The organism is Mesorhizobium sp. C277A (genome assembly GCF_040324395.1).
Taxonomy (GTDB): Bacteria; Pseudomonadota; Alphaproteobacteria; order Rhizobiales; family Rhizobiaceae; genus Mesorhizobium.
This window is the reverse complement of the sequence record NZ_JAMYVW010000004.1, coordinates 487,477-506,198: the sequence shown is the minus strand read 5'-3', so window position 1 is coordinate 506,198 and position 18,722 is coordinate 487,477. Positions and strand designations below refer to the sequence as shown.

The 18,722-nt window shown below is 59.3% G+C and carries 17 protein-coding genes and 1 pseudogene; 3 read left to right on the top strand and 15 right to left on the bottom strand.

Features of this window, described 5'->3' with window-relative positions:
- The 9 genes and pseudogenes from NKK52_RS31925 to NKK52_RS31885 all read right to left on the bottom strand — a co-directional run.
- Positions 1–271, bottom strand: a 271-nt coding sequence (locus NKK52_RS31925; protein WP_502903010.1) for an SMODS domain-containing nucleotidyltransferase, incomplete at its 3' end; no start/stop codon positions are given.
- Positions 272–318: 47 nt separating this feature from the next.
- Positions 319–853: pseudogene (locus NKK52_RS31920) on the bottom strand (SAVED domain-containing protein).
- Positions 769–1,035, bottom strand: a complete 267-nt coding sequence (locus tag NKK52_RS31915) for a hypothetical protein (RefSeq protein ID WP_352630967.1) — start codon at positions 1,033–1,035, stop codon at positions 769–771. Before NKK52_RS31915 ends, NKK52_RS31920 begins: the two are co-directional and overlap by 85 nt.
- 121 nt (positions 1,036–1,156) lie before the next feature.
- Positions 1,157–1,759 (bottom strand): hypothetical protein, encoded by a 603-nt coding sequence (locus tag NKK52_RS31910; protein WP_352630933.1) that lies wholly within the window; start codon positions 1,757–1,759, stop codon positions 1,157–1,159.
- A gap of 1,321 nt (positions 1,760–3,080) precedes the next feature.
- Positions 3,081–3,737, bottom strand: coding sequence for a UvrD-helicase domain-containing protein (locus NKK52_RS31905; protein ID WP_352630930.1), 657 nt, complete (start codon positions 3,735–3,737; stop codon positions 3,081–3,083).
- Positions 3,738–3,760: 23 nt separating this feature from the next.
- Positions 3,761–4,435, bottom strand: coding sequence for a UvrD-helicase domain-containing protein (locus tag NKK52_RS31900; RefSeq protein WP_352630927.1), 675 nt, complete (start codon positions 4,433–4,435; stop codon positions 3,761–3,763).
- 128 nt (positions 4,436–4,563) lie between these two features.
- Positions 4,564–4,839 (bottom strand): hypothetical protein, encoded by a 276-nt coding sequence (locus tag NKK52_RS31895; RefSeq protein WP_352630925.1) that lies wholly within the window; start codon positions 4,837–4,839, stop codon positions 4,564–4,566.
- 313 nt (positions 4,840–5,152) lie between these two features.
- Entirely contained in the window at positions 5,153–5,689 is a 537-nt protein-coding gene (locus tag NKK52_RS31890; protein WP_502903012.1) for a helicase-related protein, read from the bottom strand.
- Positions 5,690–5,703: 14 nt separating this feature from the next.
- Positions 5,704–7,284 (bottom strand): DEAD/DEAH box helicase, encoded by a 1,581-nt coding sequence (locus NKK52_RS31885; protein ID WP_352630922.1) that lies wholly within the window; start codon positions 7,282–7,284, stop codon positions 5,704–5,706.
- An 835-nt stretch (positions 7,285–8,119) separates the two neighbouring features.
- On the opposite strand from NKK52_RS31885, the gene NKK52_RS31880 reads away from it, so the two are divergent.
- Positions 8,120–9,586 (top strand): caspase family protein, encoded by a 1,467-nt coding sequence (locus NKK52_RS31880; protein WP_031204498.1) that lies wholly within the window; start codon positions 8,120–8,122, stop codon positions 9,584–9,586.
- Positions 9,587–10,000: 414 nt separating this feature from the next.
- Complete coding sequence (locus tag NKK52_RS31875) at positions 10,001–11,308, top strand: RusA family crossover junction endodeoxyribonuclease (RefSeq protein WP_198031561.1); 1,308 nt, start codon at positions 10,001–10,003, stop codon at positions 11,306–11,308.
- A 711-nt stretch (positions 11,309–12,019) separates the two neighbouring features.
- Here NKK52_RS31875 and NKK52_RS31870 read toward each other — a convergent pair.
- Positions 12,020–12,361 carry a hypothetical protein gene (locus tag NKK52_RS31870; protein WP_023685868.1) on the bottom strand — a complete coding sequence of 114 codons (342 nt, stop codon included), beginning with the start codon at positions 12,359–12,361 and terminating at the stop codon, positions 12,020–12,022.
- A gap of 12 nt (positions 12,362–12,373) precedes the next feature.
- Entirely contained in the window at positions 12,374–13,330 is a 957-nt protein-coding gene (locus NKK52_RS31865) for a Y4kA family protein (RefSeq protein WP_352630918.1), read from the bottom strand.
- A 48-nt stretch (positions 13,331–13,378) separates the two neighbouring features.
- Here NKK52_RS31865 and tnpB point away from each other — a divergent pair, with 48 nt between their 5' ends.
- A complete protein-coding gene (tnpB, locus tag NKK52_RS31860) occupies positions 13,379–13,918 on the top strand; it encodes an IS66 family insertion sequence element accessory protein TnpB (RefSeq protein WP_198031560.1) in 540 nt (179 codons plus the stop codon).
- A 552-nt stretch (positions 13,919–14,470) separates the two neighbouring features.
- Here tnpB and NKK52_RS31855 read toward each other — a convergent pair.
- The 4 genes from NKK52_RS31855 to NKK52_RS31840 form a co-directional block, all read right to left on the bottom strand.
- A complete protein-coding gene (locus NKK52_RS31855) occupies positions 14,471–16,015 on the bottom strand; it encodes a S8 family serine peptidase (RefSeq protein WP_050592022.1) in 1,545 nt (514 codons plus the stop codon).
- Positions 16,016–16,079: 64 nt separating this feature from the next.
- Entirely contained in the window at positions 16,080–16,706 is a 627-nt protein-coding gene (locus NKK52_RS31850) for a cytochrome P460 family protein (protein ID WP_031204492.1), read from the bottom strand.
- A 1-nt stretch (position 16,707) separates the two neighbouring features.
- The gene (locus NKK52_RS31845; RefSeq protein WP_023685861.1) at positions 16,708–17,244 is read right to left on the bottom strand and encodes a hypothetical protein; all 537 of its coding nucleotides are present in this window, start codon (positions 17,242–17,244) and stop codon (positions 16,708–16,710) included.
- Entirely contained in the window at positions 17,245–18,585 is a 1,341-nt protein-coding gene (locus NKK52_RS31840; RefSeq protein ID WP_023685860.1) for a tyrosinase family protein, read from the bottom strand.
- Between the last annotated feature and the right edge of the window lie 137 nt (positions 18,586–18,722).

The window sequence follows — 18,722 nt, the reverse complement described above, 5'->3', positions numbered from 1 at the left end:
TGGCGATCAAGGAAGGCACGAACTTCTTCATGGCCTGCTCAGGCGTCGTGTTCTCGTAGTCAATATTGGTCACGACGACGATATCAACGTCCGGCCGCTTGTCACCGCTAGGCCGTATGGCCGTCGAACGACGGACGCTACCTTGCAGAAAAGTAGCCACGACCAGCCCTTTGAGATCTTGGTCCGCGTCCAACCGCCCCGCAGGGTCGAGGCCCCGCCTTCCAGTCTTCCTTCTGCCTGTCGGTCGGTCGGATCGACGCAAGAAACTCATTGAATTGAGGCTTCAGTTCCATATTCATCCAATCCGGAAGGAGGGGGTTAGGTCTTGGACCCGGTGAAGTCGAACTCGTAAACCTTCACCGGGCCGATGGCGTCCCGATGCTGGCCGAGGAAGAATGAAAAGGCGTTTGGCGCCGAAACGAAGATGTGGGCCCTGGCGCCGCCGCGCAGGCTAAGCGCCACCAGGACGTCAGACACTTGGTCAGCCATTTCTGCTGCATGAGTGCCGCCTGCTACCGACCCTGGGCCAACCCCGTTTGCTGCGGCGAAATGCAGAATCTTGCCAACGTTGCCCAAGGAGGTGCTAACATAATCCTCGACGTCCGCCAGTGCGTCCCGTGAAAGACTGATTGCCACCGCAACATCTTTGCCCCGCCTCGATATCCTGACAGGTGACCGTCATCGACGGCCCCGTGAGCTTGTCGTCCGAGCGCCAGACGGAGGTGCCGCGGCGCCCCTTCTGCATGACTTCGACACCAGTGCCGCTTTTCATACCCAAGAGCGAACCAGCCAGAAATGCAACGGAGGCGTGGGTATCGAGATGAAGCCGAATATCCTTGGTCGTCTGGCGCACGCGCTCAAGAATGTTCGGACCTCAGGCATGATCGTCTCGGTCCAATCATTTCCCGGACGCAGCAGCCGTTCGTCGAAATGATCGAGCAGCGACAGATGATTTTCCGGAGCGGCCAGTAAATAATCGGTCGGGCCATCACCGAACGAGCGGATGGCGACATTCCGCCGGTCTTCGCCCCGCACGAATCCAATCCTGTTCCTGGCAAAGCAGTTCGAATCTTCTCGGGACAACTTGTTGCGCTGCGTCGCCTTCAAGGCTCGGCCGCGCCATCGAACCTGAATTCCAGCGTGTTTCCACCGGCCTTCAGCCCGACGCCACGGAAGTGAAATTGACTTCATCGCGCATCTCTTCGAGCGACCTATGGCCCTCAACGATGTGGAATGTGTCCACAATCGTCTTGAGCTCTTCGTCGCTCGACAGCTTCAGGTGCTCGCGCCAGCATTTTCTGATCTTACCGGTCCAGCTGCGATCGGTCGTTCCGTCGAATAAAATTTCCACGTTGATCGAGCGGTCTTTCGACGTAATCAACTTCCGGAGGTCATCATCATCGCGAATGCGGTCGGTTGTCACGAGAGTGAACGTGGAATTCGTTGGCGCCTTCTCGACCGCCTCCTTGAGGCGCTCAAGGATTGAAAAGCGCGTCGCATGGATAAAGTCCGGGTTCGTCAGCTCCTTGTAACCGAACCGCCCTTCCTGGCTGACGTGGAATTTGACTTGGTGGTGGGCAACCTCGACCGCAAAAGAACGGCGGCCCGATTTCCCTGGGCTATAGCGCACCACCACATCGTCAAACCCTTTCGGACCATCGGCCTCGTATGAGACCTCGACAACAAAGTGTTGTTCCGGGTCACGAAGCCCGACGCGTGAATCCAGAAGTATCGCGCCTGGTAGTCGTGCCCGTCCCAATTTGCGATGACTGCGTCAGCCACAGCTCCCACAGTATCCTCCAATCGATCCATTTCACACAGCCTCCTTGGTGGACGGGTCTTACTACCGGCGCAGCCAATGGATTGGAATGCAATGATGTCATTGCCCCCGGTGATTTAACGCTCATTAACCGCATCTAGGTTTCAGAAACGATCGCTTCAAGGGTCGAACGAAAAAAGAACAGAGCGCGCCTCTCACAATTCCGGATGATCAATCTAGGCTACATCAGCAGGTCCCAGCCTTTCCGAGCTATGATGAAACTCGGAAAACTACTTACATCGTGGCAGGGGCCGAATGGCAGCTTTTGGGCGTTGCCAAGGGGCCGAACGACCGGAATGAGGCGCATTGCTGCTCGACAGCATAGGGGCGGACAGCAGCGGAACGTTTCAGGCTTACGGAGCGCGAAGCGAGCGTTCAGGCTGAAAACGAAAAGGTCTCAAAACTGGCTCAACATGACATTTTGCGATTTTTCCATGAGAAATGCGCGATAACATCACATGCACAATGTGAACTAATGAGCGAAGCTGTCCTAGTCGACCACCGTCACGGGCAACTGTCAGCCGAATACAAGCTCCGGCACAACCGCTTCCCAGACGTCTCGGTGAAGGTGCACCCGAACTCTTCCTGATTGTCGGACTTGCGCCAGCGCACGATGGCACCGACCTCGCCGCGCAGAAAGCTGAGGCCTTCGGGAGGCGACCAGCTTCTGGCCATGCGTCCGAGGGCCTGCCCGTGCTTGTCTGTATCGCCAGAGCGGCCATGGCGCACGATCTGAATCGGATCTCCTGCTTTCGCCGCCGAGATGGCGCGAGGGAGGGATGGCCCGACCTGAGACGCCCCGCCCATGACAGGTCCACGGTCTTGAGGTTCGGCACCTGGTACAGCGCGGTCGGAAGAGCCGCGCCGTCGGCGACAGCCGGCGCGGCTCGGCGCAGCACATGCTCTTTGTCCTGCTGGACGAACGGATGCCTGCGCTTGAGTAATGATCGCGAGGCTGCGTCGCGCTCGGGTCATGGCGACATAGAACAGGCGGCGCGGCGCATCGGGGTCCTCGCCTTTGGAAGGCTTGTCCCAACCGCCATTCAGGATGACGACATCCTCGAAATCCAGACTTTCGATCGATGCGCCGTCAGCAGCAGCAGCGCGCGCTGATCGCTGTGGGCATCATTGCCCACTCAGCGAACCACTCGACAAGGTCCGCACGGGCATGGTCTTGTTCGCAAGCTCCTTCGCAGAGCGGCGATGCCTTCGGCGATCAGATCCGTCCAGCGATTGGACGGTATCGCGTTCAGCATATCCATCAGATCACGGACGGCCAGCAGACGCGTATTTTCGCGGCGCAGTGTGTCAATGAACTGCTGCATCTCGCGCAAGCGCCAGATGCCGGGCAGGCTCTCGTTTGCCATCTCCACCGGGATACCAAGCGTTTCGGCATAGGCCGCACCGAAGCCAGCCGCCGCCAGTCGCGCGCGATGATCGCGGCGCGCGACCAGCTCCACTCCGGATCAAGACGCGAAAGCCGGACGAGTTCATCCACTGCGGCCATCGCCTGCGCCACGTCACCGGCTCGGCAGTCCAGCACCTGCACTCGCCCTTGCGCAACCGGATCGAGCGCCGCCATGTCTCCGCCGGGCGGCGCCTTGCTGCGCCTGCGATCTATGGCAATGTCGTGTCCCGCCTTCATACGGTCAGCGGCGGGCGCAATCACCGCGTTGGCCGCCGCAATGATATGTCCGGTCGAGCGGTAATTCTCGATCAGGAACTGCGGTCGTGCACGATAGTCGGCCTCGAACTGCCGGATGAAGCGGATGGACGCCCCGGCGAAGGCGTAGATGTTCTGATCGTCATCGCCCACCACAAAAAGGCTGAGCTGAAGGTCCGGATCGTCCAGTGAGCGGCCCGCAATGGCCGAGATCAGCGCGTATTCCTCAGGGCCGATGTCCTGATACTCGTCCACCAGAATCCAGCGATGACCTTGGATCAGGGTGTCGCGTTGTGCCTCCGCCTCGGGCTTGCTGAGCCTTCGCCGTTCAACAGGCGCACGGCTTCCATGACGATCCCATCGAAGTCGTGCATCGTCTCGTTCGCAGTTCCGGCAAAGCTCGCTCCCACCAGCCGCATCGCGAGGGCGTGGCATGTGGATATGGTCACTGCATTCGCGTCATCGCCGATCAGGTGGCGCAGCCGGATGCGTATCTCCGCGGCGGCATGACGGTTGTAAGTCAGAACAAGGATGCCGCGCGGATCCTCGCGACGGACCCGGATCAGATAGGCGATGCGGTGCACCAGAACGCGCGTCTTGCCCGAACCCGGTCCTGCCAGGACCAGGACGCTGGTCTGTTCGCGGTCGTCGGCAACGATCTCTTGCTGAACTGGGTTCTTCAGTGCCTCAACGATCGCTTTCCAGGAGGTGCCGGTGGTTTGACGCCGGATCTCGCCGCCCTTGCCGGGCATCCAGCGGCGCAGGAAGGCGTCGCGTTCCAGCACGAAGTAGTCCTCGGACAGCCGCAGCGCCTGATCCATCGCGGCAAGGCCCTTTTCGGCATAGGCCGCCATCACATGGGTCTGGATCGTCTGCTCGGCGTAGTGTTCTTCGAGGGGTACAAAATCCTTCACGGTGAACAGGCCGCCCGAAGGGTTCAGATGGACCGTCATCGCCTGCCGGAAGATCGTCAGCCCCCTTGCCCAGAGTCACCACCTCCTGCTCGTGCAGCCACAGAAGTGCGCGGTCCATCAGCTGGTCATGTCCTGAATGCCGCTGCCGCGCAGCAGGGCGTCTCCGGTCAGGGTGGCGAGCAGATCGCCCATTGTGGTTTCGACCTGGATGTCCTTACGCGGCTGCCCTTCGGCAGCTTGCCCAGAAGATGCCCCAGCAACAGTTCTGCGCCCTGCCGCCGCAGGCTTGCCGTCTGTTCCAGTGCCTGCCAGGTCCGTTGCAGCGTCACCATCAATGTGTTGCGCGAAGCCTTGCGCAGCCGCAGATTGCCCTTGCCACCATCCTGATCGCGCCCGTCACGACCCATGCTGCGCAGCAGCTTTTCCACGATGTCGGGTCGCACCGCGCTGTGCCCCTGATTGCGGAGCGCCTGACAGGTTTCGGCCAGATGCAGGGAATGCCTCCGGCACCTTCGGCATCGGGGGCGGCCTCGCGCATCAGGGTGGTCAGCGCGGTTTCAAGCCGTGTGGCCTGCGCCAGCCGCTGCTGCGAATGACCCTCGACGGCGACATGGACAAAGACCGTGACCACGACGTCGTTGCGGGCGATCCCGAGCGCCTCGAGATCGGCCATCGCCTTGTTCAGCATACCCCCTGTCAATCCGCTGATCCCGGCAAGTTCATCGGTGGAAATGCCCTGATCGGGGGACGCGTTCATCAGGTGCGGGTGATATCCAGAAGCTCCTTCCGACGGGTGCCGGTGATCGCGGCCCTGGCCAGGATCGCTTCGACTTCTTCCAGGTTGCGGATCCTGAGGGATGAGGGGAAGACCTGAACCCGGTTCTCCTCGCGGCGCAGCAGCTTGGCCTCTTCCAGCCAGGACACCGCAGTCTTCACCCTGGTATCGTCGGTGGTGCTGTCGCGCTCGAACTCCTGATCGCGTTCGGCTCGCACGACCTCGCCCGAGGTGGCGACCACGGTGCCGGTCTTCTTCGTCCGCTCGTCCAGCCGCCGCAGGGCCTTGACGATCGCGCCGATTTCATGTCGAGCCAGGCGCGAGCGGGCCGAAAGCGAGAACTGCCGCTCCACATCCTCAGCGGCGAAGAGCAGCACGCAATTGGCATGGGCGCGATCGCGGCCCGCCCGCCCGGCTTCCTGCAAGTAGTTCTCCAATGAGCCCGGAACGTCGCCATGCACCACCAGCCGGATATCGGGCTTGTCGATCCCCATGGCGAAAGCGTTGGTCGCGGCAATGATCCGCAGGTCGCCTATGCGGAAACGCTCCTGAATGTCGCGCTTCTCCTCGGCGTCAGACCGGCGTGGAACCGTTCCGCTGACAAACCCTGCTGTTTGAGGAAATCGGCAACGCGTTGCGTCTCGCTGCGGGTGGCGCAGTAGACCACCGCACCCGAAGCGCCGTCCTGTGGCAGCCTGGCCTCGATCACGTCGAGGATATCGGCTAGCTTGGTGCCGCGCTGCGTCGGCCGGACCTCGAAGCTGAGATTGGTGCGCACCGCGCCGCCGTCCAGCAGCATCAGTTCGCGCTCCAGACGTGACTGGAAATGGTCGCGGATGTCGCGCACCACTTCGGGCTTGGCGGTGGCGGTCAGACAAAGCACTGGGGCAGCAGCTTCATCCCCTACGGATTCCTTGATGAAGCGGCTGACATAGCGGTAGTCGGGCCGGAAATCGTGGCCCCATTTCGACACGCAATGGGCCTCGTCCAGCACCCAGAGTCCGATTTCACGCTGTGCCAGAACCGAGCGGACCGAGTTGCTGCGCAATTGCTCGGGCGAGATCAGCAGCATTGCCGCCTCGCCCATACGCACACGGTCCAGCGCATCCTGCCGCTCGGGCATCGACAGCATTCCGTTGACGGTGACGGCCGAGGAAATGCCCGCCCGCGCCATGCCCTGCACCTGATCGGCCATCAGCGCGACCAGCGGAGAGATCACCACTGTCAGCGCCCCAGTCTTGTCGAATTTCGACAGGGCGGGGATCTGGTAACAGACCGATTTGCCGGTGCCGGTCGGCAGGATGCCGAGGATGCTTGCCCCGCGCATCGCCTCATCGACGATCCGCTCTTGGAGGGGGCGGCCCGTATCGTCGACCGGCTGCGCGCGGAAGGCATCAAACCCGAACCAGCGCGACAGTGCGCGGATCGGGTCGTTCTTCTCTCTGCACCAGGCGCAATCCGGGCTTCCGCAGTCGGTATCGCGCAGATGCCGCACGATCAGTGCCGCCTCGCGGAACTGCGCCCGCACCCAGGGCGGCATGACGGAATCCCCGCCCGCAACCAGGATCCAGGACAAAGCATAGGCCATAGGCCATCCGAGTTGCGGGCTGGAAAGGCGGTTCAGCGTCTGCTCGACCCGCCTCTCGCAGGCGCGCCCCGCCAGTAGCCGGGAAATCGCTTGCCTTGCCGTAGATGGTTCGGGCGCAGGAGCCCCCCGAATCTCCTGGAAGACCGCGTCGAACCCGCCTGGGTTTTCCATCCTCGTGGTGACGAAATGAAAGGCCGCCACTGCATCGGGCTGGTCGGCGTTCTGTTGCGTCAAAGCTGCTAACTGATTGCGTAGCACCTGGAACACTAGCCGCGCATCCATTTCCGGGTCGTTGACATGGCCCGCTTGTAAGCGACCGTCGTGGTAGTGCTTGACCAGGTGGTGGTAGGGGTTGCGCGGAAACGCGAGAGGGTTGAGCCACAAGGTATCGATCGGCGATCGAAAAAGATTAGCCAACCGAGGCCGCGCCGCGACCAGATGAGGCAAGTCATGTCGAATGATGTTGTGGCCGAGCAGATGCTCGGCCTCGGCTGATTCTGCTCCCAGACGGTCAAGGGCCGCCACGAGATCGCGTTTCTTTGCCAGGATTGCGGGACGAGCGTCATCGCGCACCGCCGCAAAAGCGAAGATGGTGGCGGTTGCAGGATCCACTTCCAGATCGACCGAAACGCAACGCTGCAGAAAGGGTTGGAAAGGCTCAGTCATACTGCAACGCTGTACTCACGGGATGAAACGGTCAGCGATCATGGTCGCGCGCTCGACGAAAGGTCAATGTCGCCGGCCGCCGAAGGTGGATCCAGTAGATGTACGGTAGAGCACCTCATTGCCAGATGTGATGGGGGAAGGATACACCGGAGAACGTCGTCGCGGCATGTTGGCTCTGCAACAGTCGACGGAACCGGCGGAAGACTGCGATTAGCTCAGAGGCCTATCTGACGTTCGTCCGGCAACGGCTTGCGAAGGGGAAGTGGTTCTAGCCGCGACGGTCACCACCGCGTCAAACGACCTCGGCGCTAACAATGTCGGCTCCTGGAATACTTTATCAGCTTTTCCAATGACCAGTATGCGGCGCCTTCCTGTCCGGCAGCTGTGGGCCGATTCCAGACGGTCTGCTCTTGGATCATTGCTGGAGGATAGCTGTCGTTGAGCGTAACCTGGTTTCAACGGCGACTTCCAACCCCCGAAGCGGTCGTTCACTAGCTCGCATTAGCGACTGACTAAAATCTCGTCGTAGTTCTAAATCGCGATTCGAGATTTCAACTGTACTTCGCGACAGGTTCAAGCGCGGCGGCACCCTTGGAGCTCGCCCCGCGAGTAAATTGTTCCAGCCGGCGGTTTAAGCGGCTATGGTACTGACATCGCCAACAATCAGCATCTGCAGAGACCTCCGAGGCCGTACTTGATCCAACAGCGTGCAGCACTTGTCATTGGAAATGCCAACTATACCGGCCAGAACACAAAGAAGCTCAGAAACCCCGTCAATGACGCGACGGCGATCGCGAGGAAGTTAAAAAAATACGGGTTTGGTCTAACATCGGTTTCTGATGGCTCATTTGTCCAAATGCGCACCGCGCTGAGCACATTCCAAGGCACGATACAGCCGGGCGGCGTAGCTCTGGTCTTCTTTGCAGGTCACGGCATCCAGATTGACGGCGAGAACTTCCTTTTCGCCTGTGATACGGATGCAGGAGGTGAAAACCAGGCGAAATATTCGTCCCTTTCGCTCAACCAAGTCATCGATGTCCTCGACCGATCGAAGGCGGACACGAAGATCATCATTCTCGATGCGTGTCGTGAAAACCCGTTCGAGGCTGCGTGGCATCGATCGGGCGCAAATCGAGGGCTTGCCTCAGTTTTCGCTCCGCGCGGGACGATCATTGCCTATGCGACGTCGCCGGGTCATATAGCGGCCGATGGGTTGTCCAGCAATGGCGTGTATACCGGCGCGCTGCTGCAACATATTGACGTGCCGGATACTCCGATCGAGACTGTCTTCAAGCGCGTGCGCAACACCGTCGCCGCCGATACCAACGGGAAGCAAATTACCTGGGAACACACTTCCTTGGCCGGGGATTTCTATTTCAACACGAGCGCCATGAGCTTCGTAACCACCTATGCGTCGTCATCACTCGCGGACAGCCTTTTCGTGCTCGATCCAGGCAAAACCTCACACCAAATCATCCGAGGCCTGAAGAGCGTGGACTGGTACACGCAAAACCCTGCGATGGACCGTCTGACGCCGACCTTCGCGAACACGGTCAAGGACGAGACGCTCTTCGTCTTGGGCCGCAACATCTATCAGGCTGCGCATGGCGGCGCCCGATCGGCAGAAGCCTATATCCGGAATTTCTTAGGCAAGACTAGCGGGATGAAGCCTGAAAAAATCCGTCCGCTGCTCGATGGCATCCTTTACGAGATTTTCTTCGACTCGAGAGGTGAACTCCGTGAAGCCATTAAAGGCAATATGTTCAGCGATGCGTTCGAGCTAGAGAAATTCCCGCAGTTCAAGGACAGCTTCGAGTTCATCGCCGAAACCCTGATCGGAGCGCACGGTGATTTCTACAGGGTGCCTGGCAAAGGCCATATGCTATCCGCGTCGGTCGTCACGAAGGCCGAGAAGCGCGGCCGTCTGGTCACGGGCGTGTTCGTCGACACGGTGAACGTCTTTAGCCTGAGCGATCCTGAATATGCAGTGGAGGAAGGCGAACCGACGCCGGCGCGAAGCGTAAGCCAAGACGCTTTCGAGGAGGAACTCGCAAAGGAGCTGATCGTCCCGAAGGGATTGCTGCAGGTGAGATACACACCGGCGCTTCAACCCATCGATCCAATCCGGTATCCCTATGGCTGGGGCGTCTCAAAAAAATAGCCTGAGGAGCTGTGAAATCGTGTCAGCGAGCGCAGAACCCCAGTCCCGACAACTATGTCAGCAAACCACCCCGCGCTGGCCGTTGGCGTCGATCTGACCGATCGGCGCGAGGATGTGGATTTCCCGAGGCAGATTTGGGCCGGAAGCCGCCAGTCTGCTCCCGGGCGATATCTACGATAAGCTGCCTTGCAACACACGATCGTTCCCAATCGCATGGACCGTCCAGCGCGCACTCCGGAAGCGCGTTGAGGCCCCAATCTCGACGCGGCACGACTGCCCTGCTTGACATGAGCGATGCAGGCGCGCAGATCGCCGATTGTTAAGGCATCACGTCCGTCGACCATTTTCGCAAGGTCGCGGAGCGCCCCTGATCATTATATGTTCGCTGCGCTGTCACAGGGGGAGTTAGCCAGCGTGGCCAGCCAGATCGAAGAACTGATGCGGCGGGGCACCAATCGGGCTCGAGACGAGCGCCTGGCGGTCGCGCGCTACCGCAAGCGCGCCAGGCGAGGCGTGAGTGTGTTGGTGCATGACATTGAGCCGCAGTCAAAGAGGATGCGGGACGCCGATCGAGACCGGTTCCAGACAGCGGTGTCTGAACAGATGGCGACCTTCTCGCGGGCACCGTTCAATGGACCCGTCGCGCTGAAGATCGACCTAGCGACCACCAGCCGAACTGCGCCGCAGGCGCACACGATCGCGAAGAACCTGCTGGATCTCCTCGGGAAACGGCGGGCGGGGGTGCCGGGAATGCGTCGGCACCTCCTCTACAAGAACGATGCTCAGATCCAGGCGCTCTCCGTCAGCTGCCGGCACGGCGAAGATTATCCGATGATCCATGTGGCCGGCCGGCCCTTGTCGGCGCTGCTCGACGATATGGAGCTTGCGGCCGAAGCGATCCGTGTCGACGAGATGGAGAATTATGGAGACGTCTACCGGTGGGACCAAGAGGAAGAGGCTATGGAGGATCTTCGCAACCTGATCCGCGATGAGCGTGGGCAGCGCGAGCGGCTGGGTGACGACTTCTACGACGCGTACTTCAAGATGCTTCGCTGGAGCGCGCAACGCGCTCTGCTCGGGTGTAGCGGCATCGACATCCCTGTCCTCGGTTGGATGTACGGGCGTCCGGAAGGGTCGACGCCGATTCTGCCGCCCGATCAATGGGCGCTGCTGATCGGCCGGTCCAAGCTGCGCCTTCAGCTGGGCGACCTTCCGATCACCCCGGGCAGCTCAGGGGCCTTCAAGCGCAGGGTTGAGGAAGAGATCGCAGCCTTCAAGCAGCGGTGGGACTGGGTCATCAGTCCGCTGGTGATCGCCGTCGCTCTCCAGGTGGTGGTACGTCCGAGCGCAGCGACCCCCGCAGCAGTGCTTCACGACCTGGACAACATCGTCCGCGATTACCTCCTGCCCCGGATCATCCCGTCATTCGGCACGGTGACCGATCATCGTTGGACGATCGACTTCGACGAACTGCGCCGACGTGATCCCGTTCTCGCGGACCGATGGGGTCCGAACCCAACGCCGCCTCCGGGCACGAAACAGGGTGTGACGCGGTACGAGGCGTGGCGGCTTCCACCGGTCGAGGGCGGACCCGGTTTCGTCAGCGTCGCGCTCGTAGCGGATATGGACGGACGCGGCGATACGTTCGACCGTATCGACGAGTGCTCGCGCAAGTGGGCTGACGCACAGTCGAGCACGTCTGGTAAGCGACAGCGATGGTGATGATCCGGGACAAGGACGACAAGCTTGGTTGATTTGTTCTGTCTCGGGCCCGGCCATGGATCGCGGTCTATGAGACCTTCGCCGACCCAAACTTCGTCGGCGAGTACGCGCGGGAGCCGGATACACGCTTCTGGGGGATGTATGTCGCCTGCCGGCTGCTCGATCCCGGCAAGACGCTTCTGCCAACTGCAGGTTCACATGCCGAGGCGACCGGGCACTACGTCAACCACATATTCCTCAGCGATACGGTGGACGGTGTAGTGAAGTGTGCGCCGACATAGTGTCTGAACCATAGTGCTACACGTTGACGGCTGCTCTTAGGATAATTAACCGATCATCGGAGCGGCCGAACTGAGGCTGCCGTTCAGACCGTAGAGAACTCGGGAGGAGATGCTGACGCCCGCGGAATACGTGCCAGAAGTCGATGCCTTCCGCACGATCAAAAGCCGAATCTAGTATCCTACTTTGTCCATAAGCACCCGCAACTCGGGCTGAGGCGCGACCCAGAAAGTTCGAAAAGCTTCCAGGAAACCCCAGCCCAAACTGGATGCCTTCTAGGCAGCCTTGCTCCGCGACCATTTTCGGTCGGCGCTTATCTCCCGTTTCTCCCAAGTTGAGCAGCGTCCGGGGATCTATGATCGACGTACCGATGACGCCAGCCTGGATGAGAAGCCATCAACTGTAGTCGACCCTTTGGGCGTCTGCTTCCTCCTAACCGCCGGAGGAGAAGCCGCAACACGAGGAATGGGCGGAGAACGTATCCAGACCCTCAATCGCCTGGGGCGGGTTCATGATTCGCTGAGCGATCGGATCGTCTCTCAGCGCCGGATCCGACGCGACAGCCAATTTCAACGCATTTACCGTATCCTTGGGAAGAAGGATCTCTAAGCTGCCGCCCGGGCCGTTTTTGTCCAACCAATCGCGAAAAACCTGTTCCTTGCCATGTCTGCGATACATATCGAGAACTTGAAATATATCCCGCGCCGCAAACGACACAGGCTCGTCAGCCGTCATGAACGTGACAAGATTGCGTGGATCCGATTGGTCGGACATGGAGATACCTTCCTAGTTAGTGTTTATGTGGACAACCGTCTGGAAAGCCTTTCTCGCAATCGAGCGGTCAACAGCGCGCGCGGCGTTTAGTGAAGTTGGGTCACCCGTTGCTGACAAGAACTGCCCCTCGTATTGGCCTCGGGCGTCCCGGAAATCACTGTTAGCAGACTCGGGTATCGACAAGCCGATGATAACTTTATGCGTGTCGATGCGCTTTGTTTCCGCAACAAGTCCTGCCTCTGCGAGCCGGAAGCTGCGTTCTGGCAGGGGATTGAACACCACCTTCGGGGAGGCCGTCCCGCTAATCGTCGTTTCGAAATTCAGGGTCTCAGTAATAGTCGGTGCACTTCCTGTTGCGTCTTTCTTAGCTGCCAAGTTGCCGAGCAGGCTGAGGTAGACAAAATTGTGCAGCATGCCCTCGACGCCTATTTGACCCGCGATCGGGTAAATGTAGTTGGGTCCGACGATCTTGCCTCGACAGCCCCCGTAGGGCGGATGAGCGATTAAGTTATCAACTTTGTCAGTGACGGTAAATTCTCGCGTGTTCTGACGGGAACGATCCAAACTGGCATCAACTCCGAGCTCGAACAATCTTGCGGGAAATTTATCGAGAAACGATGTAGATGCCGATAATTGGTTGTCCAATTTCATATCAAGTTCAAAGTTGTACGCGATACCACTTGACCAAAATAGAGACACCAGTTTTCTGGCATTGCCGGTAAGCGCCGAGGGGGAGAAGCGAGTAATTTCGTCGGGAGAGGCCTTCAGTTGGCGTCCGATTTGCCGCGAAGGATCGTCGACCCCCTCCCCGCCAGTCAAATAGTCGACAAGAGTATTGCGAATGCTCTGGCGCATTTCACAACGGATTTGATTCACGATTCCAAACGTATCAACGCCCGTCACCTCTTCCGGCAACGGTCTTATAGCACATCCGGAAACCATAGTTTGTGCTGCTATGACAGCCGTCAATATCCTTTTCAAGATAACGCCCGCCCTTGATTCGCCCTACATGATTGAATGAGGCATCAGGACATCTTATGGGCTCAGGAAACACTCTCTCTCTTTCTTTTCCACAGAACAGTTTGCTATACTGGCGATCAGGCTATCGATGTTCCATTCTGGCAGACGACGAAGTATGGGATAAAAATTGACCCATTGACATGCGAAAGCCCCGACCTACCGTTCGCATCTGGCATTCACACCGACATGCGCAAAGGGCACGATGGCCTCGCCACGCTGATCCAAGAACATCTCAAGAAGGATCTTCTCGGGGCATCCGTTCGTGTTCCGCGGCAAGAATACCTCGCTCCTGAAGATCCCTTTTGGGATGGCACGGGGCTTTGCCTGTTCACCAAGCGAATCGACCGTGGAAACTTCTGGTGGCCGGGTTGGCGGAGCCAGGTGGCTAGGTGCCGCTGTCGCCGGCGCAACTCGCGACGCTGCTCGAAGCGATCGATTGGCGTACGCCGCAGCGCTTCTGGCGACCGCATCTGGCCAGGTGAAATTCGCAGCAAAGACGCAGCAAATCGAGGGAAGTTGCTGCTCAGACACGGCTGATGTCGTCGAGGATCGCGACGGTGAGATCGAGCGTCTTCACTCGATCATCAAGCAGCTGCAGCGCGCGCAGGTCGGCTACCGTTCTGTGAATCGGCTTGGAAAATTGGAGGCGCCGATCGGGAGGGAGTTTTGGAAACCGTTTTACAGGGTAGCTGGCCTGCAGCGATCGTCACCACGGCAAGTTTGAGACTCGGCGCGGTCGCTAAAAAAGCAGTGGCTTGCCGGCTATCTCAACGAGGTCAACGAGGTCCGAAAGATCCGACCGTTGGGGATTGGTAGCAATAGTGCCCGAGGCGATAGGAACCTCGACACCGAGCTCTCTCCTAAACACTTGGGCGTCTGCCTCCACACTGACTCCGATGCGGCCGATTCTCAGTACCTTGAAACCACTTTGTTTCAATACGTCCGCAGCCAGTTTCATCCGCACTGGCTGGGAGCCAGTTTGTCCCGGCGGCATTCGAACACGTACCGTGGCCCTCGTTTTCATGACCAGTCACCTTTCATGGCGACCAAGCATACACGGTTGTCAGCCATATGGCAGGCGATTGGTTATCAAACTTGTGCGAGGGCTTTGGCCGCGTCGACGAGACCGTATCCAACCGCGTTGTTGGGCTGGCCTACGGCCGGGAATCCCATTGCATTGCGTCCTTGAGAAATCGGTGTGCATGACCCGGTAAGCATGGCTTTGACTTCGCTGGGCGACAGGGTGCGCCCCTTTGCCTTGGCTCGCTCAAGCATCAAAGCGACAACCCCAGCAATTTGCGGTGTCGCCGAGCTCGTCCCTGATGCGCCGACCCATCCGTCATCGGGAAGCGTACCGTCGCCGGCAGGATAATCGGCGCCTCCTAAGTCTCGGTCCATTTCGTTTGCGGGCTGGGTTGGCATCATGATGTAGATGGCTCGGGGGGTCTGGCCGCATAATCCCGCTACATCCGGCACTCTCCGATTCAAGAACATACCGCTCATATAGCCGCTGGCATAGTTACTTGCCTCCAACCCGAAATTCTCGTCACTGTAAACGCCCCCCACGGAAATCACGTCGGGCTCACTGCCCGGCCACGCATAGTGGCCGTTTCCTGACGCGAAGAGCACAATTTTGCCTTCGGCAATGACATCCAGAAGGGACGCTTGGAGGATCGGAAAGACCTGCTCTCGGTCATAGCCCCATGAGCAGCTTATGATATCGGCTCCCTGATCGGCAGCATCCTCGATTGCATCCTGCGGGGGGTCGGTGTGCTGGAAGCCTAACACCTCCGCACCGGGAGCGACCGCAAAGACGTTGTAAGTGATTGCCGTGCCGTGCCCCTCCACGTCGATGTGCGGGCGCGGGGCTGAGTTCGTCTTTACCGGCGTCAGCGCGAGCTTGTTTTTTGTGTAGTAAGGGTGCGGAAAAAAGCCTGTGTCGACGACCGCCACGCGGACACCCGCCCCTGAGACACCTTTACGCACATTTAGCAGCTTGCGGATCGCAGCTTCATTGAGTGAATGGAATTTTGCATTGGGCGCTTTTGCACTGGGTTGCGCGAAGAACAGAGGAGGAGGAATGAACACCAAGTGATCAACGCCATCGGCTACTTTGCTGGAAACACTCAATGACTTTTCGGGCGCCAGAAACAAATCTTGCGGGCTTGGCTTCCAAAAGCTCTCAGCGAACATCCGAGTTGAGCGCAATGGGGACTGCTGCGGGCTGGCCTGCACGACCAGTTTTTGCCCGATAATTTCCTGAACAACATGGGCCGGACCGCGCATCGAAACGGAGAAGCGGCCGCGCCGCACAACCGTGCAGCCGACGGCCTCAAGTTTTTCGAGCGCACGTTCCCGTTCCTCTGGAAGCGGTCGAAAGGCATCGATATTGCCGGAAGTCAGCAGGCCAATCTGTGCTTGAATGGGCTCACCGCTTTTCGTCGAGGTTGCGACGCTGAACGGCACCTCCTCTGCCAAACGGGCGATGCGCTCAGCCAACGGCTTGGAGGTTTTGACGATCGGCTCGAGACCCACTCCGAATGACAATACCTTAGGCGTGGGCCACGTGCGCACACGACGCACCACAATCTTTGCCTTACCGATCGTTGTTCGCGAAATTTTGCGCGCTGCCATACCAGCCCCCAAGATTCTTGTTAAGATCACTCGCCGAGCGCCGGCGGTGCCACCGCCTAAGTTGTCAGCGCCCCTGCCCGTCTGGAGACGCCAGCTTTCTCAGGGTGGGGTAGAACTGCACCCACACATTGTCCTTGCTCGCATGGGCCTTGTGACAGTTGGCGCACGCGACATCCGGAAAAGCCGGAGCTGATGGCAGGACCATGGCGCCGTTGTTGAAAACATAGTAGGCCCATGCGGACCCGCTGGGCTGCCTGCCAGGTCTGCTTAAATCCTTAACCGCGACCTGAAGGCCCCGGAAGTCGCCGTTGTATTGTCCTGCGGCCAGGACGCCTTTGGGTTCTCGGTCCGCGGCGGCGAATATTTCCATAACCAGGGTCGTGGGATCCGCGAACTCTCCGGTTTCTACAAAGACCTTGTAGGCGTGGGGATCGAGGTAGACATTGTGGAACAGTGCTTCGACCGCGCGCTCGGCCTCAAGCGAAGTCATGGCGGCAAGATTGTTCTTGTAGGACAAGCCCAGGTTAGAGCCCACAAAGACCCAAGTGTCGAATCCTTCAGGAACCTTAAGCTGCCCATTCTCCTCGTAGGTCGGTGTAAACTCCGAGGGGTCGGCGGCAACGGGACTTGCCATGCTTAGCAACAGAACGCCGAGCACAGCGGAACGGGCGGGTGAACCCTTACCGCTCATCTTAGCTTCGCTCCACAACATGTGAGCCCGCGGCGTCCTCCACGACCACCGAAGCAACGGTTGTCGACAAGATTTGCTCCTTGATCGTGGTTGGGAAAGGGGTTCCCGCCTGGCCAGCCGGCAGCGGCTCCGTTACCAGTCGGTATCGCCGCGTCTCGATGGTTGGATCGGTGAAGTCAAACCAGGCCCTCGAACTCACATCGTCAAGCGTCGCATTGCAGCTCAAGGCCAGGTTTGGACCAACTTGCCGGAGCTTATAGTTTGATCCAGCTGCCAAGGTGAGCTTCTTGCATCCCTCAGCCGTCCATCGCTCGAAGACAGCGATCCACTCGTCCGGCCAAGGCCCTCCTGTCATTCGGGTGGGCATGGGCGTGGCGTTGGTGAGCTCGACAAGAATCTCCTCAGCGTGCGCGCATACAAAATCATAATTCCAAAGGTCTATCGGATCCGGTCCGATGCGTTTGGGCAGCATGTGTGCCCAGTCGATCACCCGAAACATCGGCCGAATATGCAGTTCAAATACCGGCGTCCGGGCCATCTACCGCTCCTCAATCTCAAGGCGCTGGATGAGATTTGAGATCGAAGCAAGGCGGTCATTGACCGAGTCCTGAAGGTTGACGCGCTCGGCGGGCGGTACAAGGGGTAGCGCCGAGGTGACGACCGTCAACTGCCAGCCGTCCAAGAGATCCCGGCCATTCGCCTTGCTCAGATCGACATATACGCTCGCGCCGCCATGGTGGCCGTGTCCTGCGCGACCCTTCCAAATCACAAGGCGGTCAATCAAGAAGCCGTCGCGTTCTGAGGATGGACCGCCGGCTAATGGGTCAAAGCCCGCGGGATGAACATAGACCAGGATTTCGTAGCTCGCCTCAAGAGACGGCGACACACCGACCAGCTTGAGCAACCGCCTCGCGCCCTCCTTGGTTGGGGCGGCCACGCTAGTCGTCATCGCGCGCAGGCCAACTCGATCGGGCGACAGCGCGTTGGTTGTTCGGGTTCCTGCCATCTGTATTTCGGCCTCGCCATCCGCCGCGAAATCGAACTCATACAGGTAACCCAAATCCATCGTCGCGACGATCATTTGGTTGACGGTTCGACTCTCCGGTTCAACCCACACGGTAGCCGCGCCATTCTGGGCAGTTTGGCTATTAAGTCGCTGCCAGCGAGCCCAGGTAAGGTCGATGAAACTGTGGAAGGACCAGAAGATCGGGTCCTCGGCTGCAGTTCCAGGATCGCCCATTGTGGGGCCGATCGTACCATGCATGGTGTTGTGGGCATGAAGCTCAAGATAGCCGTAGCTCGGTGCCGGCTTTGCGTCCCCTGCAAACAGATTCCAGTCGTCTTCATTTATCGCGACGGCAATATCGGCGGGATCCCATTGTGCCGGTCCCGCGTCAACACCCCACCGGCCAGCATGAAACAGCGGCGAAGCCGTATCTTCGAATGCTTTCGGAAAGCGTTTGCCCGAGGCGTTTTCCTGCCAGTTCCAATATGGGAGGGTAATGTTCGAGGTACGAGGAGGATCCGATGCACGTAGGAGATCCTCAAAGAGCAGCAGGTGAATGCGGTGCCAAGGTAGGAATTCCTCGCTCCCATGTTCGCACGAACCAACCGTGCCGTCCGGATGAGTGCGATCCGCGTTGTGAAGTGCGGCTTGATAGTCGTACCCGGCGGGATCATTCGGATTGACCTCGCTCCGCTTCCGGAGAATCGAAATCGCATAGCCGTAATCAGCGACTTCCTGCGGTGTCAGCTGATCGATGTTTTTCCTCGTGCGCGTTTCGCCCGCCACGGCGCGCGAGTGGAGTGCATTGAAGAGCCATGGGCCAGTGAGGCTTCCGCAGGTGAGAACGCTGAGTACTGACCGTCGGCTAAGCATTGCTTCCCCCTTGGGTACTCCGAAAACCGGACGATGGATGAACCGTCTAAAACACGGCCTGTCACAGCTTACTGTCGGCGGCGTGACTCGGGCGTGACAGCCCCGGTAGCGGAATGATTGTCGTCTGATTGCCGGTC

Excerpts from the sequence above, each read along its gene's own strand:
- NKK52_RS31845 (WP_023685861.1), bottom strand. The coding sequence starts at position 17,244 with ATGGCCCGGACGCCGGTATTTGAACTGCATATTCGGCCGATGTTTCGG.
- NKK52_RS31870 (WP_023685868.1), bottom strand. The coding sequence starts at position 12,361 with ATGTCCGACCAATCGGATCCACGCAATCTTGTCACGTTCATGACGGCT.
- tnpB (WP_198031560.1), top strand. The coding sequence starts at position 13,379 with ATGAGGCATCAGGACATCTTATGGGCTCAGGAAACACTCTCTCTCTTT.
- NKK52_RS31840 (WP_023685860.1), bottom strand. The coding sequence starts at position 18,585 with ATGCTTAGCCGACGGTCAGTACTCAGCGTTCTCACCTGCGGAAGCCTC.
- NKK52_RS31855 (WP_050592022.1), bottom strand. The coding sequence starts at position 16,015 with ATGGCAGCGCGCAAAATTTCGCGAACAACGATCGGTAAGGCAAAGATT.
- NKK52_RS31900 (WP_352630927.1), bottom strand. The coding sequence starts at position 4,435 with ATGACGGTCCATCTGAACCCTTCGGGCGGCCTGTTCACCGTGAAGGAT.
- NKK52_RS31850 (WP_031204492.1), bottom strand. The coding sequence starts at position 16,706 with ATGAGCGGTAAGGGTTCACCCGCCCGTTCCGCTGTGCTCGGCGTTCTG.